Raw genomic sequence first — 14613 nt, forward strand, 5'->3', positions numbered from 1 at the left:
GGTGACCAAGTGATATCACCGACTTGCGCGTACCTCGACCGGGAGGCTTATATCTTGGCAGAACGCACAGCAGAAGAAATCGCTGCCCGACGGGCTCGGCGTAAAGAGCGCCGGCAAAACCAGCGGGAAGCGAATTTTGAACGAGCTAACAAAATGCACAAGGTTCGCCTTGCAAGCCCGGACGCCGCCGAGGTCATGGCCGCCGATCCGCTAGCCGGAAGCATCCATATCGGTTGTTCCGGGTGGTACTATTGGCATTGGAAAGGGAACTTCTATCCAGCAGAAGTTCCGGCGAACCGATGGTTCGCTATTTATCAGGACCATTTCAGCACTGTCGAGCTAAACGCCCCGTTCTATTCCTGGCCAACAGTCAGTGCAGTAAAGACCTGGATCCGCCAGGCGGAGCCCAATTTCATTTACACCATCAAAGTCTGCGAACTGATAACCCATATCAAGCGATTCGAGGATACAGCGATCCTCATTAAAGATTTCGGCTACATCGCTGACCTTCTCGGATCTCCGATGGGATGCTTTCTTTTTCAACTGCCGCCTAGTGTGCGTTACAGTCCGGAACTCTTGCATTCGATCATTTCACAACTCGACCCGCGTTGCAGAAATGTTGTCGAGTTTCGGCACAAGAGCTGGTGGAACGCGAACGTCTACCAAGCATTCAACGCCGCCCAGGTCATTTTCTGTTCATGTAGTGGGCCCCGGCTGCCGGATGAACTCGTACGGACTTCAGACGACATCTATGTTAGATTCCACGGGATCAAGCAGTGGTATCGCCATGACTACAGCGACGACGAGCTTAAAGTGTGGGCCGAACGAATACACACATGCGGCGCCAAAACCGTCTGGGTTTATTTCAACAATGATCGGGACGGTTACTCCATTAAGAACGCGTGTCGGATGTCAGAACTGCTCTGCAGGTAGAAATGCGCGGGTGTCTGGAACCCGCGCATCAAATATGCGTCCGCCGGATCATACATAGCGCGAACATGGTCGAACCACATCCGGGAGCTTTCCATCCTGATCGTGGGAGAGGAACCCCGACTATCGGGCGATCTTCGTTATCATTTCGCCGCTAGGCCGCCGTCGCGGATCCGCACCCATAACGCTACCCTCGATGTCATGCTTCTACGTCGGCAGTGCTACTTGGAAGGAACAAAAGTCGCCTCCGCCTTGTTCCGAGCGCGCGTTGAAAACCGAGGCGTGGTCATCCAGCGAGGTATCCTCCGGGTGGCTTGCGGCGTGACACAGTGAATTACACGTTCGCGGACGGAGGCCGTGATGTCGAGAAGGAACATGCCTCGCTTGTCGAAGTTATAGAACGCACACCAGTGGAGGCGCGCCATGAAACTACTGCGAGACAACGGCCTCACCATCGTCCTCCTCCTCCTTTCAGGTGTCACTATGGGCGGAATGCTGGTGAGTGGATGGGCGGTCTACGACAACGACCTTGTCGAACACGGACGGCCGCAGATCAACTTGCTGACGTACGGGGTCTCCGGACATTTTCTGTCTTCTCTTTTCGAGAACTGGGAGTCTGAATTTCTTCAGATGTCCGCCTACGTGATGCTGACGGCATATCTGTTCCAGCGCGGCTCGGCGGAGTCGAAAGACCCTGACGAACGTGCAGACCCCGATGGCGATCCTGCTGGTAGAATACCAGCGGACTCCCCTTGGCCCGTCCGCTTCGGCGGATGGGTCCGGCAAGCTTACTCATATTCGCTCGGTGCGGCGCTTGGCATGCTATTTGTTGTGACGTTTGTGCTCCATCTGAAGTATAGCGCCGAGGCAAGCAACGTGGATGCGATAATGCATGGACAGGCAATCATAACGATCCGGGAGCACCTAAGCAGCTCCCAGTTTTGGTTTGAATCTTTTCAGAACTGGCAGTCCGAGTTTCTATCCACCGCAGTCGTCGTCGTACTGTCGATCTTTCTCCGCTTCAAAGGTTCTCCAGAATCGAAGCGGGTTGCCGCACCGCACCATGAGACGGGTGGTTAGTTGAAGCACCTTGGGTGAGTTAGAGAACTTCATCCAGGACAAGATCTTGGTACTTACGAAGGGGTCGTCGAGCCGATATTGACGCTGTCGAGTGCCGAACCAGCGAGTTGAGACCCGCTCCCGACTAGCGTTGTGCCGTTCATTGGCCCCGTGTGGCGCACACTTTGTCAAGCAATCCACTGCCGCCGGGACTTGCTAGCGTCCGCGCAGACGAGCGGGCGGGGATGAGCGGGGCTTGTTTCCAACACGCTGGGCGAACGAAAGGCCGCCATCGCTCGAGAAGTTCACGTCTGACTTCAGGGACGACGGTTGCGGGGATTATCTGGCGACGAAACGGTGGAAATAGGGCTTCCAATGCCCTCGATGTGGAACCAATCGAGCCTGGCGACTGGAAGCCAGACCGTGGGTCTGGAAATGCCAAGGCGTCGACGTCGATGACGACGGAACGCGGACCTGATCCAAATCTCGTTGACATTCCACCGTCCCTTCCTGAGGGCGTTCCTCGTTCGATTTTGGAATGGAATCCTGAAGGCGCACTGAGTACGTGCAACGGAACCTATCTTGTTGACTACCGTTCCTTCTCGAGATGGCTACGAGGATGGCAAGTCTGTGTCGACACCGGGATGGTTGGTTGTTCTCGTCATGAGAAAGCAGATTGTCTACACCCTCACGTCGGCGGAAGAGGCGCTAGATCTGCTAATTTCCGATTGGCCTGTGCACGACGGTACTCCCTTTATCGACGCGATGGAGGCATGCGAAGGCGTCATCAAAGGCACCGTGACAAGCGAGGTGGCCCAATTCGCTTTTCTAACGGCCGCTATGGATGCCGGTGTCGACTTCAAGTTTCCCGAACCTCAGTCAGAACCGCGGCTCGGACTTTAGTCCCCATTTCCTGGAAGCTTGAAAACCGTAAAAATAGGGTCGTCCCGGTTTGGAGGGAGGAGGCGGGACAAGCGGGAAGTTTTCGCCGCTGGCCCCGAACTGTCCGGCGAAAACTCCCATAAAAAAACCAGGAGGGGCCGCCCGGTCGGCGTGACGTTCGACAAGACGGGTGCGCTGCTCGTCGCCGACGACGTGGGCAACGTCGTCTGGTGCGTGTCGCCTGCCGACGGTCTATGATTTGATTGTGTGGGCGGCAGTTGATCCACGACGGGTAAACGTCCCAAACGTGTCCGTTGCCGAAGCCCCCAATGTCGCCTCTCAGGATGAAGCATTGCGTTTCTTCGACAGCCTGCTCCCGTCACGCTCGGCCACTGAATTCCGTTGCTCGGCGTGTCCCGACGCGCCCTGATCATGTCAATCACCTTGCATGACCCCACGTCGGGTAAAAGTTCATTGACCGCGAGGTCGAATTTCGCCTTGACGCCCCCGAGCGCGTAGTTCTCGAGGAGGCTGGAAGTGAAGGGAACGCCTTCCAATCGATGGGTCCTAGGATGCTGCCGCCGCCGTCAACCATGCATGGGAGGCTTGAATGTCAAACGAGTTTACAGAAAGCGGGGGCAGCGCCACCCTTACACCAGCCGCCATCTCAAGGCGGCGAGCCACTGATGCCGCCACGCTATGTGAATCCTTACGTCAAGCGCAACAAGAAGGACGCGGCTGATGCTGAGGCGATATGCGAAGCGGTGACACGACCGAACATGCCGTTTGGGCCATCAAGGCGCTACGCGACGATCCGGTGCCGCTATTCGCGGCTGCTGCCGAACGCGAATTGAAGACCATCGAGACCACCCAATAGTCTTCGTGAGGCGAGACCTGCAGAAGCGAAGCATAGTTACCCGCGCCGACCGCGGGTCACCCGTGCGAGTACACAGATAGCCCGAGGTGTTGCCATTCCGGTATCGCTCGCTTGCCGTGATTTGCGAACAGCGCGCTGGCGCAGAGGCCACTCGAGAAAAACAACCGTATTAGGTGATGCCGCCCAGATGCCCGCAATGGGCTGGAAAGCGTGCATTTGCCATATGGGAACCAACCAACCTCGAAAGAGTTTATTGCCTGGTCGTCGGGTCTTCCGGTCGACCATATACATCACGAAATCTCGGGGACCTCATATGGAAAACGCCGGTATTGGCTGGATCGCCGCAATCGTCATCGGCGGCATCGCCGGTTGGCTCGCCGAACTATTCATGAAAAGCAACATGGGCGTACTGATGAACATCCTTCTCGGGATCGTCGGCGCGATCGTGGCGAATTTTATCCTCGCTCTCTTCGGCGTGGTTCTCGCCGGGTGGCTCGGCTACCTGATTGCCGGCTTCATCGGCGCGTGCATTTTGATCGCTCTCGCTAGAATGATCAGACGTACAGCCTAGGCGAAGGACGCTACAGAACTACGAACGGATTTCGATATCTGCTCGAGAAGCTTCCGTAGGCTCGCAGAAATCCGGCATTATGGAGCAGACGGTGCCTTTCGTCCGGTCGCCCCTCGCCGCTGCAGGTTAATTGCCCGACGTCGCTGCATGTTAATGGGACACGACTGAAATGATGGACGCACCGGTTTTTCCGATTTCTCGGTGCGGGCATCGAAACGTCACACGAGCGTCCAACCCGTCCGTAGCGACCTCGCCCCAAGCATAAGGGAAGGCAATGATAGACCCCCGACCACTAAGCCAGTCACCGGAACGAAAGGTCGAACTCGACTAGACGGTCGACTTTCGCTATCCAGCCGCTGGCTGGGATATCAACGTCGCAAGGTTGTGCGGGTCACCAGGGCGTTCCCCATGACGGGTCGAGCGCCCTCCGCTTATTCCGAGTCAAAGAAACACCGCATCCAGATCTCTCGTCGTCTTTCTTCACGGCTTCGGCGCTTCCGGCGCCCAACTCATGCCGTTGGCGTCTTCGTGGCGGGCTTCACTACCAGAGACGCGCTTTACTGCACCGTTCCATCAGGAGGGCGGTCACGAATGGTTCAGCGTCGACGGCGCGCAATTACAACCCGGACGCATCCAGGCCGTGCGAGAGGCTTTTGATAAGACCATCGGCGATGCTGCTAGGAAAGAGGGTTGCGCTCGTCCGGATCGCTTTCGTCGGTGTGTCGCAGGGCGCGATCGTCGCCCTTGACGCGGTCGCCTCCGGACGATGGAAGTTCGGCGCACGCGTGTCTTTCGCAGGTCTCCTTGCCGCCAACGCCGGTCTCCGGCACGAGTAAGGACACGCCCGTGCTCCTCGTGCACGGCAAGGACGATCGGACCATCCCCTCGATGGCTTCTTCGCTAGCAGCGGCTCAGCTCGAGACGGCAGGCTTCAAGGTCGAACTCGATATCGAGCCGGCCGTCGGGCACACGATCTCGTGCACCGGGCGCAGAAGGCGCTCGCTTTCCTCCGGAAGACTTTCGCCCGAGAATGGAAACCGTAGATCAGCGTGGCCGTTTCCATTCCATGAGCGATGACAAGCGACAGCCGTTTCCGAGAGACGTTTCCGAACGCCCGGTGGAGAGCTTTCGTTTCGCGCCGACGGGTAATCTCCACGAACTGAAAAGTTCCCGCGATTTGATCGGGAACGAAGTGCGCATTCTGGCATTTCTGTGTGGGCACCGTTAAAAGGAGACATCCGATGGGAAGCACGTCCGACAAGATCAAAGGCACTGCCAACGAAATCGCAGGAAAAGCCCGGCAGGCCGCTGGCAAGGCCATCGACAATCACGAGGAACAGGCGAAGGGCTCAATCCAGGAAGCGAAGGGCAAGGCGCAGGTCGCCAAGGGCGAAACCAAGGAGGCGGTCAAGAAGATCGTCGACAAGGCGTGACTGACAGGATTCACGCTCCCGAAACGCCCGTGGGGAGGCGGGTTCTTTCGCCACGAAAGGCGCCTATGATAACGCGGGTCTGTATGATCGCCGCGGCAGTGGCATTCGCGTCCGGCGCCCACGCTCAAGCGACGGTGGATCCCGCTGTGACGGCATGCAAGTCAACGGGCCTTCTGGCCCTTCAAGAAAGATCGCCGGAGGTTACGGATCTCGTTATGGATATTGAAAGCCTGGCGGTGAGTAAGGCAGACACAAAGGTCGGCGACGTTCCAATCAAGACCGTGATCCTGGGCGAGGCATATATTGCTCGCAAGGAGAAGACCGGAAAGCCTGACCGCTTCGTTTGTCTGCTCGGCGAGAAGGGCAAGGTGCTGTTGACCTTTTTTACCGCGCAGTAGGCGTCGGAAAGTGATCGGATCTGTTCTGCCCAGTGATAGGCGGAAAATGAAGCGCAGCGCATGCCAGCACGAAATCTAGCGTTTAGACACCGTCCGTCCTTCCGTTTGAAAGCATGGTCGACCAACGAGATGAATGCAATTCCATTATGTTGGTGCGGGCGGCCTTGCAGCGGAGACCGCCACCGTTCATGTTGCAGGGTCGTCCATTCCGGGTTTAGATCGCCCTCAGACGCCCAGGGGTATACAAGCAGCAAACCCAACACCGCATGCGGCATGATCGCGGGCAGAAGCAGCGTTCCGACATGCGCTGCCTGGAAGAAGACCGCCGCCAGGTAGATGGCCGTCAGGACATTGTAAATCATCATGCCCGCGAGCGCTGGGCTTCTTTTAGAAATTTTCCTTCCCGACCACGCCATGATGCCCGATGCGAACAACGTCAACTCGGTGAGGGGAGGCGACGGCCCGACCAGCGCCCGATAGGGCTTCCCCAAGCAGTAGTTGGGTAACCGTGTTCGGCAGAAGGAAGAGGGCGATGCCAGTCGGAGTTTCGATGCATGCCGCTATTTTAAACAGCAGGGTAAATGGCATGGCCGGATCTCCATCTTGAAGGCTTTCAACGACCGGCGGAGCAACGCTGCACTCGATGCCTAGTCGCGCGATTTAACCTTAGCGTCGCCAGCCTTCTGCTGGTCTGCCGCCTCAAGCTGCAGCGGGCCGAGGTGGACTTACAGCTTGTCTATCTTGCATCGAACGGGAACGGCAACTGATAGTCCTTGGCATTCAACTAGTCTTGTCCTGTCTGCGCCTGTCGCAGTCGTCGATCGGATGCGCGCACCTCGTCGTCGTGAACACGCACGATGCCGACAAGGTCGCCAACGACCAGGTCGCGTTTGCGGCCTTTCTCGGCAGGGAGACCGCCAGCATCTGTTATAGCGAACGGTTCCCGGAGTACGGAATGATCGCACTAGCGCGATGGCTGGATATCACGCTCCCGTCGTCGGCGGTTGTGGACGAGGCGATCGCCTACCGACGACGAATGAAGGCTTAGGTTTTATCGCCGATCTTCCGAACTGTTTGGCGCCTTCAATCGGGCGAATCCAGTTCTCGCGGCGCTGATCCCGAGCTCGTAGGTCGGGGTGAGCGGCGTCGGCGCGTCGTGCAGGACGCCGAGCTTGATTTCCGCCTCCTTCTCGTCCGCCGAAAACAGTCGCGATCCACATTCAGGACAGAAGTGGCGAAATTTCGAACCACGGTGGTTCGCTCCTGTCGGTTAAGAAACTGGGCTGGCGCGGCATTGCTGCCGCGCCTCGCCAATCATGCTTTGATCTGCGCAGACGCCTTGCCGAGCTTAACCGATGGCTCGCGACCCCAGACACGCAGCTTTCCCAGCTCCTCCACGAAAGCCGCAAGGCCATCGTCGCCAGGTAGCGCTATCACTCCCTCGTCGAGAGCGTCGGCGATTCCTGCCTTTTCAAGCAGTGGCAGTGCCGACGGATCGTAGCCGATGAACTTGCAGTGCTGGAAAGCGTCGGCGACGAAGTCCCGCGCCGCTGCCTCCTTGACGAGATCGTCGATCGCCTCGGCGGAGGTGAGGAGGGCGACGGCGTCGAAGAGTACCGATGGTCCGCCGTCGATCATGTGATGGGCCTTGATCAGCGTCCCGTCCGAGGCTGTGACTCCGCCCACCTTCGGCGCGATCACGTCGAAGACTGCCTTCTCCTTGGTGACGGCGTCCCCAAGGGCCTTGAGCAGCTTGGCGTCGACGCCATCGGTTACCAGAATGCCAAGTTTGCGTCCCTCGAAGCGTTTGGGACCACGCTCCACTATGCTGAGGGCCGGCGACGGTTCGAGGTCCTGGCGGGTTGGCATCGCCGCGTCGGCGGGCTCCGGCATGGATTGGAAACCGAGTTTCTGGGCGACGGTGGAGGCAAGCGTCTCCTCTATGTTCAGGAGATGCGAGACCATCCGCTCCCGGATCGCGGGCGTCTCGACCTTGCTGAGCTCGAACGTCAAGGCCGCCTCGATATGACGCTGTTCGGGCGGGGTCTGGCTGATGTAGAACTGCCGTGCCTGGCTGTAATGGTCGGAAAAGCTTTCCGGGCGCAGACGCACCTTTGGGCCTTCCTCTTCGGCGGGAAAGTGACGGTAGCCTTGTACAGGCGACTCCCTCGGCCCTTCGCCGAAGGAGTTTGGCTGGTAGTTCGCACGCCCGACGGGATTGCGCATCGCCATGTGGCCGTCCTGCTGGAAAGTGTGGAAGGGACACTTCGGCGCGTTGATCGGCAGATGCGTGAAGTTCGGGCCACCCAGCCGCTTGAGCTGCGTGTCGAGGTAGGAGAAGTTGCGCCCCTGCAGCAGCGGATCGTTGCTGAAGTCGATCCCCGGAGGGACGTTCTGGGTCATGAAGGCGACCTGCTCGGTCTCCGCAAAGAAGTTGTCAGGCATGCGATCGAGAACCAACCGACCAACCGGCTGAGGGGGTAACACTTCCTCCGGAATGATCTTTGTCGGATCGAGGACATCGAAGTCGAAGCTGTCGGCAAAGTCCTGGTCGAAGAGCTGAACCTGCAATTCCCATTCCGGGAAATTTCCGGACTGGATCGACTGCCAGAGATCGCGCCGATGGAAGTCAGGGTCGGCGCCGTTGATCTTCACGGCTTCGTTCCAAGCCACCGATTGCAGGCCGAGCTTCGGCTTCCAGTGGAACTTGACGAAGGTCGACTCGTCCTTTGCGTTGACGAACCGGAAGGTGTGAACGCCGAAGCCTTCCATGAAGCGCAAGGAGCGCGGGATCGCCCGATCAGACATAACCCACATGATCATGTGCATGCTTTCCGGCGTCAGGCTGATGAAGTCCCAGAAAGTGTCATGGGCCGACTGCGCCTGTGGGAAGTCGCGGTCCGGCTCCGGTTTGACGGAATGGATAAGGTCGGGAAACTTGATGGCGTCCTGGATGAAGAATACCGGAATGTTGTTGCCGACTAGATCCCAGTTGCCCTCCTTGGTGTACATCTTCACGGCGAAGCCGCGGACGTCGCGGGCGAGATCTGACGATCCCTTGCTGCCTGCAACCGTGGAGAACCTGACGAAGACCGGCGTCTTCTCGCCCGCCCGCTGAAACAAGTCGGCACGAGTGTAGGCCGCCAAGGATTCGTAGGTCTCGAAGAAGCCGTGCGCGCCATAGCCGCGGGCATGGACGACGCGCTCGGGAATCCTTTCGTGGTCGAAGTGGAAGATCTTTTCGCGGAAGTGGAAGTCGTCGACGACGAGCGGACCGCGGGCGCCGACCCGAAGCGAATTCTGGTCGTCGGCAATAGGGCCGCCTTGTGCCGTTGTCAAAACGTCGTGGCCATCTTCGGCGAACTGGTGGAGTTCGCCGCCTTCGCCGCGATGAGGGCTCTGGTCGTGAATGGTAACAGTGTCGGATTGCGTGACTATAGCTTTCTTGGTCATTCTCTTCGTTCCATTTTTGGATGCCGCATAAGGTGAACTAGAAAAGGCCGCCCCAGTGGATGGCCTTCCTAAGATTCAAGCGGCCTTTCTTCCCTTGGGATTGGCTGACGCCCGTGCGAGCTCGGTAAGCTTCGTGTCGGTGGCTTCCTCTTCGGCAAGGGTTGCCTGCAGAAGAGGCGCAGCCTCTCTGAGCCCGAGCTGGTCGGCCCAGGCGATCAGGGTGCCGTAACGCGCAATCTCGTAGTGCTCGACTGCCTGAGCCGCCGATATTAAGCCCGCGTCAAGCGCAATCGAGCCCTTGTATTCCTCCATGATCTCTTCGCCTTCGGCGAGGATGCCTTGGATGGCTTCGCAGGTCTTGCCACGAGCCGGTTTGCCGATGAGTTCGAACACCTGTTCGAGACGCTCGATCTGTCCCTGTGTCTCGTCGCGATGCTTGAGGAATCCGGCTTTGCCTTCTTCCGACTGCGTCGCGCGAGCCATCTTTGGAAGGGCCCTCAAAATCTGCTTTTCAGCAAAATAAATGTCCCTGAGCGTATCAAGAAAGAGGTCGTTGAGTGTCTTTTCGGGAGCCATGGTGTCCTCCTATGGCAAGCTTGCGGCCACCAAACTCCGCGTGATGGTGGATGTTCCCGTCCATGAAATGATCGGACGTCCCCCGTCTCCGGGACGTTGCCTCGATCCGTCAAAGGAAGAGAAAGCCGGTCGGCCGCGTTTGAACCTGCTGGGGTACGAAACGAGCCGAGCGGTACAGACAGAACCTCCACCGATCGTCGTTGTTCCATCGATCTCGGCTTTCTTCCAGATAGATGAAGCGAAAGGCCCGCGCGATTTTATGGGCGGCTTGGAACAGCGACCTGATCCCGGAGTTATCGCTCTCCCGTGTGGCCCGGAGAAAGCAGGAAATCGCCTCCTTCTAGCGCGACTACCACGGCAGAGACGCAGGCGGTATCTTGGACGCTGTCGCTGCTCAACGATAAGCCGATTGCCTAGCCTAAGAACTGTCGGGATCGTCCGAATAACGCCCGCTACCGCTTCGTTGCGTCTGAACCACGATGACGTGCTTCGAAGTTTCAGGAGTGCAGCATCTGTTCCGCCTCATTGAGTGATCGACATTGTTCCGGTCGGCGACGAGATATCCAACATTCCAAGGAGCCGGCTTTTCGCAGCAGGTGCGTGAGATAGACTGCTCGAGCCTGAGATAGGGACGCGCAACAAGCGAGTGGCCTGCCGGGTTATCACTCGACCGCAGGCGCGAAAATCGGCGACGCGCACGCGACCGAGCGAACCGCTTGGCCACGGTCCGCTGACAGGAAACGATCATGAAATCGGGTCCTGGTCTCCACCGCGATCGCGGTCATTCTGCTTGCTGCTGGATGCTACGCGCTTCCGACAACCACGTGGAGAGGGAACCGCCGCGGCGGCACCCTTCGCGGTTGCTCCCGGATTGGAACTTGCAGCCCACACCGGAATTATGGCGAACGAACCAGATCACCACCGGCAATGACATCAGGAAAGCGGAACCCTGCCGACGGCCCAATGGCGCGCCAACGAGGACCCGTTCGACGACTTCAAGATCGTCTGCATGGGAACCGTTCGGCCCGGATACACGTTATCTCTTGCCGGGCCAACGGGAAAATGAAGATTTGTGGAAACGTACTCGGGTTAACGCCGGAGTTCGGTCACCCCAACTCGACGCCATGCTTTGAGTTCGCCCGGACTTGCGAATGCATGACATTACTCGAGAAACCGGCAATTGGAAATCCTCATGACCATCGACCGCCTAGAGCGTAGGCAGACCGAAGACCTGGATAGGAGCGAGGAGCAGTTTCGTCTTCTGGTCGAAGGTGTGACCGACTACGCAATATACATGCTCGACCCGAGCGGTTACGTATCGAGCTGGAATGCGGGGGCACGCCGCATCAAGGGATACGAGCCTGAGGAGATCATCGGTCGGCATTTCTCTCAGTTCTATACTGAGGAGGACAAGGGGGGCGACCTGCCAGCAAGGGCGCTTGAAATCGCCGCGTCCGAGGGCCGGTTCGAAAGGGAAGGCTGGCGGGTCAGAAAGGACCGGACTCGCTTTTGGGCGAATGTGATCATCGATCCCATTCGAGCCGAGGACGGCACGCTTATCGGCTTCGCCAAGATCACGCGCGACATTACGGAGAAGCGGCAATCGCAAGAAGCTCTCGAGCGAGCACAGCGCGAACTCTTTCAGGCCCAGAAGATGGAAGCCGTAGGCCAGCTCACGGGCGGCGTCGCCCACGACTTCAACAATCTGCTGATGGCTATCCTCGGCAGTCTCGAGATCGCGAAGAAACGGGCGCTTGCCGGTCAGAACAACACCGATCTGATCGAGAACGCCATCCAAGGGGCGAAAAGGGGCGCGGCCCTGACGCAACGGTTGCTTGCTTTCTCCCGCAAGCAGGAACTCAAGCTCGAGCCTGTGGACGTGGCCGACCTCGTGAAGGGGATGGCGGGCCTGCTTCAGGGGTCGATCGGTCCCTCGATTGAGATCGTGACGAGCTTTCCGCTTGCTCTGCCAAAAGTTCAAGCCGACGCCAACCAGCTGGAGACAGCACTCTTGAACCTGGTCGTGAACGCACGCGACGCAATGCCTCGCGGTGGCGTCATCACGCTCTCGGCCAGCAAACAGTCGGTTCACAGAGACGATGTGAAAGATCTTCAAGGAGATTTCGTCTGCCTGAGCGTCAAGGATGACGGCGATGGGATGGATGCTGAGACCTTGGAGAAGGCGACAGCGCCCTTCTTCACCACCAAGGGAGTCGGCAAGGGTACCGGTCTGGGTCTACCGATGGTCCAGGGACTGATGGCGCAGGGCGGAGGCGCGCTCGCTCTCAGGTCGTCACAGGGAGGAGGAACGACCGCCGAACTCTGGTTACCTTTGGCAGAGGAAACGGAGTCCGTCGAGCAGCCGCCACTTCAGCCGAGCATTCTTAGCAAGCGTTCGGAGCGCAGGCTGAACGTTCTCGCGGTGGACGACGATCCGCTTGTCCTGATGAACACTGTCCTGATGCTTGAGGATCTCGGCCACCAGGCTATGCAGGCATACTCTGCCGAGGAGGCGCTTCGGCTTCTTGAGCAGGGGCCGCTGCCAGACTTGGTCGTGACTGACCATGCCATGCCTCGCATGACCGGCGGCGAACTCGCTACTGAAATTGCCAGGCTGCTACCTGGACTGCCCGTCATTCTCGCCAGTGGCTATGCTGAGATTCCAGGCGGAGTGTCCTGCGATCTCCCCAGACTGGCGAAACCCTTTACACAGAGCCAGTTGGCTGAATCCGTGGCGTCGGCGGTCTCGTAGACGAGGCGAGAGGGCCACGTGTCGCAACGAACGCTCTGCTGCATCTTTTGTCACTGCTCCGCGTTTTCTCGTCGCGTAGCGGAGGAGATGAAATGCGGCCAAATACGACGTTCAATCCTTTTGTCGGGCCTCTTACGAGGGGGATGGTGATTGCACTGGCGGGTGCCGTAATTGTCGCGGCCTTCGCAAAGAAAAGGCATCTCCCGCGGTCCTTGCCCGGTGATGTCGGCTTGGAACAGAGAGGTCGGGGAGCGGCCGTCCCGGAGCAGATCCCTAAGAAGGGGCTGAAAGACGTCTTCTGGCGCGTCGTTGAAAAGGTCTCCGCCCACCGCATCATGCTGATCGCCGCAGGCGTCTCGTTTTACTTGCTGCTTTCAATCTTCCCCGCGGTCGGTGCCGTCGTTTCGCTGTACGGCATCGTCGCCGATCCGGTCACAATATCGGATCACCTGCGCGAACTCTCGTGGCTCCTGCCTCCCGGGGCGTTCGACATTATCGCGGATCAGATCAAAGCCATCGTCGAACGTGGAAGCAGCACTTTGGGCATCGCCTTCCTTCTCGGACTTGCGGTCGCGCTATGGACTACCCACAACGGCACGCTGGCGATATTCGACGCGATGAACGTCGCTTACGAGGAGAATGAGAAGCGTAGCTTGGTTCGATTGAACTTGATCGCGCTGTGTTTCACGCTCTGCGCGATGCTGTCTGCGGTGCTGGTCATATTCCTCATGGCCGTGATGCCTTTGCTTCTGGCCTTCATTTGGATCGACTCCTTCCAGGAGCAGATGGTGCTTGTGGTCCGATGGCCTGTTCTCATCGTGATTGTGCTGGTCGCGTCGACGGCGATCTACCGGTTCGGACCGAGCCGCGAACCCGCGCGGGTCCGCTGGGTCACGTGGGGAGCGGCCTTCACAGCGGTTGGCTGGTTCACGATGTCCTTCGGCTTCGCTTTCTACCTCAACCGCTTTGCCGACTACAGCGCCACCTATGGTACCCTGGGTGCGCTCATAGGCTTTCTGATGTGGACGTGGCTCTCCGTCGTCATTCTGATCCTTGGCGCAGCGCTGAATGCCGAACTCGAACATCAGACCGCTGTCGATACTACCACTGGTCATGCCCGTCCTATGGGAGCGCGGGGCCCCTATGTCGCGGATACATTGGGACAGGAGGCAGACTAGGAATGCAAACACCAGTCGCTTTGAGAATGGCGGCTCGATCTAAATCCCTTGGTCGACCGATTGGGTGGACTCGTCCAATCAATCGTCTCCCGTAGATTGCTTGGTTGGATCCGACCGCAAGCTTAACGGGGCGGGCATGTGAGGACTGCCCAGAGGACCTCAAGCGGCCCCTCGTCGGCGGTAGTGGAGTGGTGGATGACGACCACGCCAGTGGAAAGCCCTGACGGAAGCCGCGCTAAGTACTCCGCCCTACGGGAACCGGTCGTCAACTCCTCAAGCGACCGCGCATCTGCCATCACACTGGTGGCGAGCGCCTCGACCCGACTTTCTGGAGGCATAGGTGGTCATGGCCAGGTAGGTGAGAGGCAACCTCCGTCAGCGGGATATCTCGTGCGGCCGGAATTGGCGGAAAGAGGGCTGAGGCATAACCGCTGCCGGCCCAAAGCGATAAAATGCGTCTCCGATCGACAGCGACTAACTGGGCGCATATCGAGGGGGCAAAGG

14 protein-coding genes and 2 pseudogenes are annotated in these 14613 nt (G+C 58.6%); 12 read left to right on the forward strand and 4 right to left on the reverse strand.

Features of this window, described 5'->3' with window-relative positions:
* Nucleotides 1-153 precede the first annotated feature (153 nt).
* The 6 genes and pseudogenes from C934_RS0121940 (at nt 154) to C934_RS0121970 (ending at nt 4319) form a co-directional block, all read left to right on the forward strand.
* Nucleotides 154-933: a DUF72 domain-containing protein gene (locus tag C934_RS0121940; RefSeq protein WP_018858748.1), complete on the forward strand. Its 780-nt coding sequence runs from the start codon at nt 154-156 to the stop codon at nt 931-933.
* Between the two features lie 420 nt (nt 934-1353).
* Nucleotides 1354-2010 (forward strand): DUF6766 family protein, encoded by a 657-nt coding sequence (locus tag C934_RS0121950; RefSeq protein WP_018858750.1) that lies wholly within the window; start codon nt 1354-1356, stop codon nt 2008-2010.
* Nucleotides 2011-2571: 561 nt separating this feature from the next.
* Nucleotides 2572-2892 (forward strand): DUF982 domain-containing protein, encoded by a 321-nt coding sequence (locus tag C934_RS32345; protein ID WP_018858751.1) that lies wholly within the window; start codon nt 2572-2574, stop codon nt 2890-2892.
* Between the two features lie 662 nt (nt 2893-3554).
* Nucleotides 3555-3659: pseudogene (locus tag C934_RS34785) on the forward strand (IS110 family transposase); the annotation flags it as partial.
* Nucleotides 3626-3748, forward strand: coding sequence for a hypothetical protein (locus tag C934_RS36205; RefSeq protein ID WP_018858752.1), 123 nt, complete (start codon nt 3626-3628; stop codon nt 3746-3748). The pseudogene C934_RS34785 and the gene C934_RS36205, both read left to right, overlap by 34 nt.
* A 313-nt stretch (nt 3749-4061) precedes the next feature.
* Entirely contained in the window at nt 4062-4319 is a 258-nt protein-coding gene (locus C934_RS0121970; RefSeq protein ID WP_018858753.1) for a GlsB/YeaQ/YmgE family stress response membrane protein, read from the forward strand.
* Nucleotides 4320-4996: 677 nt separating this feature from the next.
* On the opposite strand, the gene C934_RS35810 is transcribed toward C934_RS0121970, so the two are convergent.
* Complete coding sequence (locus C934_RS35810) at nt 4997-5161, reverse strand: hypothetical protein (RefSeq protein WP_245267990.1); 165 nt, start codon at nt 5159-5161, stop codon at nt 4997-4999.
* Between the two features lie 13 nt (nt 5162-5174).
* On the opposite strand from C934_RS35810, the gene C934_RS35815 reads away from it, so the two are divergent.
* The 4 genes from C934_RS35815 to C934_RS0122000 all read left to right on the forward strand — a co-directional run bounded on the left by C934_RS35815 (nt 5175) and on the right by C934_RS0122000 (nt 7198).
* Complete coding sequence (locus tag C934_RS35815) at nt 5175-5396, forward strand: hypothetical protein (RefSeq protein ID WP_245267994.1); 222 nt, start codon at nt 5175-5177, stop codon at nt 5394-5396.
* A gap of 164 nt (nt 5397-5560) precedes the next feature.
* On the forward strand, nt 5561-5752 hold the full coding sequence (locus C934_RS0121985; protein WP_018858755.1) for a CsbD family protein: 192 nt from the start codon (nt 5561-5563) through the stop codon (nt 5750-5752).
* Between the two features lie 83 nt (nt 5753-5835).
* Nucleotides 5836-6150, forward strand: coding sequence for a hypothetical protein (locus C934_RS0121990; protein WP_018858756.1), 315 nt, complete (start codon nt 5836-5838; stop codon nt 6148-6150).
* A gap of 790 nt (nt 6151-6940) precedes the next feature.
* Complete coding sequence (locus tag C934_RS0122000; RefSeq protein ID WP_018858758.1) at nt 6941-7198, forward strand: hypothetical protein; 258 nt, start codon at nt 6941-6943, stop codon at nt 7196-7198.
* Here C934_RS0122000 and C934_RS34790 read toward each other — a convergent pair.
* The 3 genes and pseudogenes from C934_RS34790 to C934_RS0122010 all read right to left on the reverse strand — a co-directional run.
* Nucleotides 7134-7387 (reverse strand): annotated as a pseudogene (locus tag C934_RS34790) (hypothetical protein); the annotation flags it as partial. The gene C934_RS0122000 and the pseudogene C934_RS34790 sit on opposite strands and share 65 nt — an antisense overlap.
* A gap of 77 nt (nt 7388-7464) precedes the next feature.
* A complete protein-coding gene (gene catE / locus C934_RS0122005; protein WP_018858759.1) occupies nt 7465-9603 on the reverse strand; it encodes a catalase C in 2139 nt (712 codons plus the stop codon).
* A 75-nt stretch (nt 9604-9678) separates the two neighbouring features.
* Complete coding sequence (locus tag C934_RS0122010; RefSeq protein WP_018858760.1) at nt 9679-10179, reverse strand: YciE/YciF ferroxidase family protein; 501 nt, start codon at nt 10177-10179, stop codon at nt 9679-9681.
* Between the two features lie 1192 nt (nt 10180-11371).
* Between C934_RS0122010 and C934_RS32355 the strand changes: the two genes are divergently transcribed.
* Nucleotides 11372-12931: a PAS domain S-box protein gene (locus tag C934_RS32355; RefSeq protein WP_018858761.1), complete on the forward strand. Its 1560-nt coding sequence runs from the start codon at nt 11372-11374 to the stop codon at nt 12929-12931.
* A gap of 92 nt (nt 12932-13023) precedes the next feature.
* On the forward strand, nt 13024-14109 hold the full coding sequence (locus tag C934_RS0122020) for a YhjD/YihY/BrkB family envelope integrity protein (RefSeq protein ID WP_018858762.1): 1086 nt from the start codon (nt 13024-13026) through the stop codon (nt 14107-14109).
* The last annotated feature ends 504 nt before the right edge of the window (nt 14110-14613 follow it).

The sequence above is a fragment of the Rhizobium sp. 42MFCr.1 genome (assembly GCF_000377185.1).
Lineage (GTDB): Bacteria > Pseudomonadota > Alphaproteobacteria > Rhizobiales > Rhizobiaceae > Rhizobium > Rhizobium altiplani.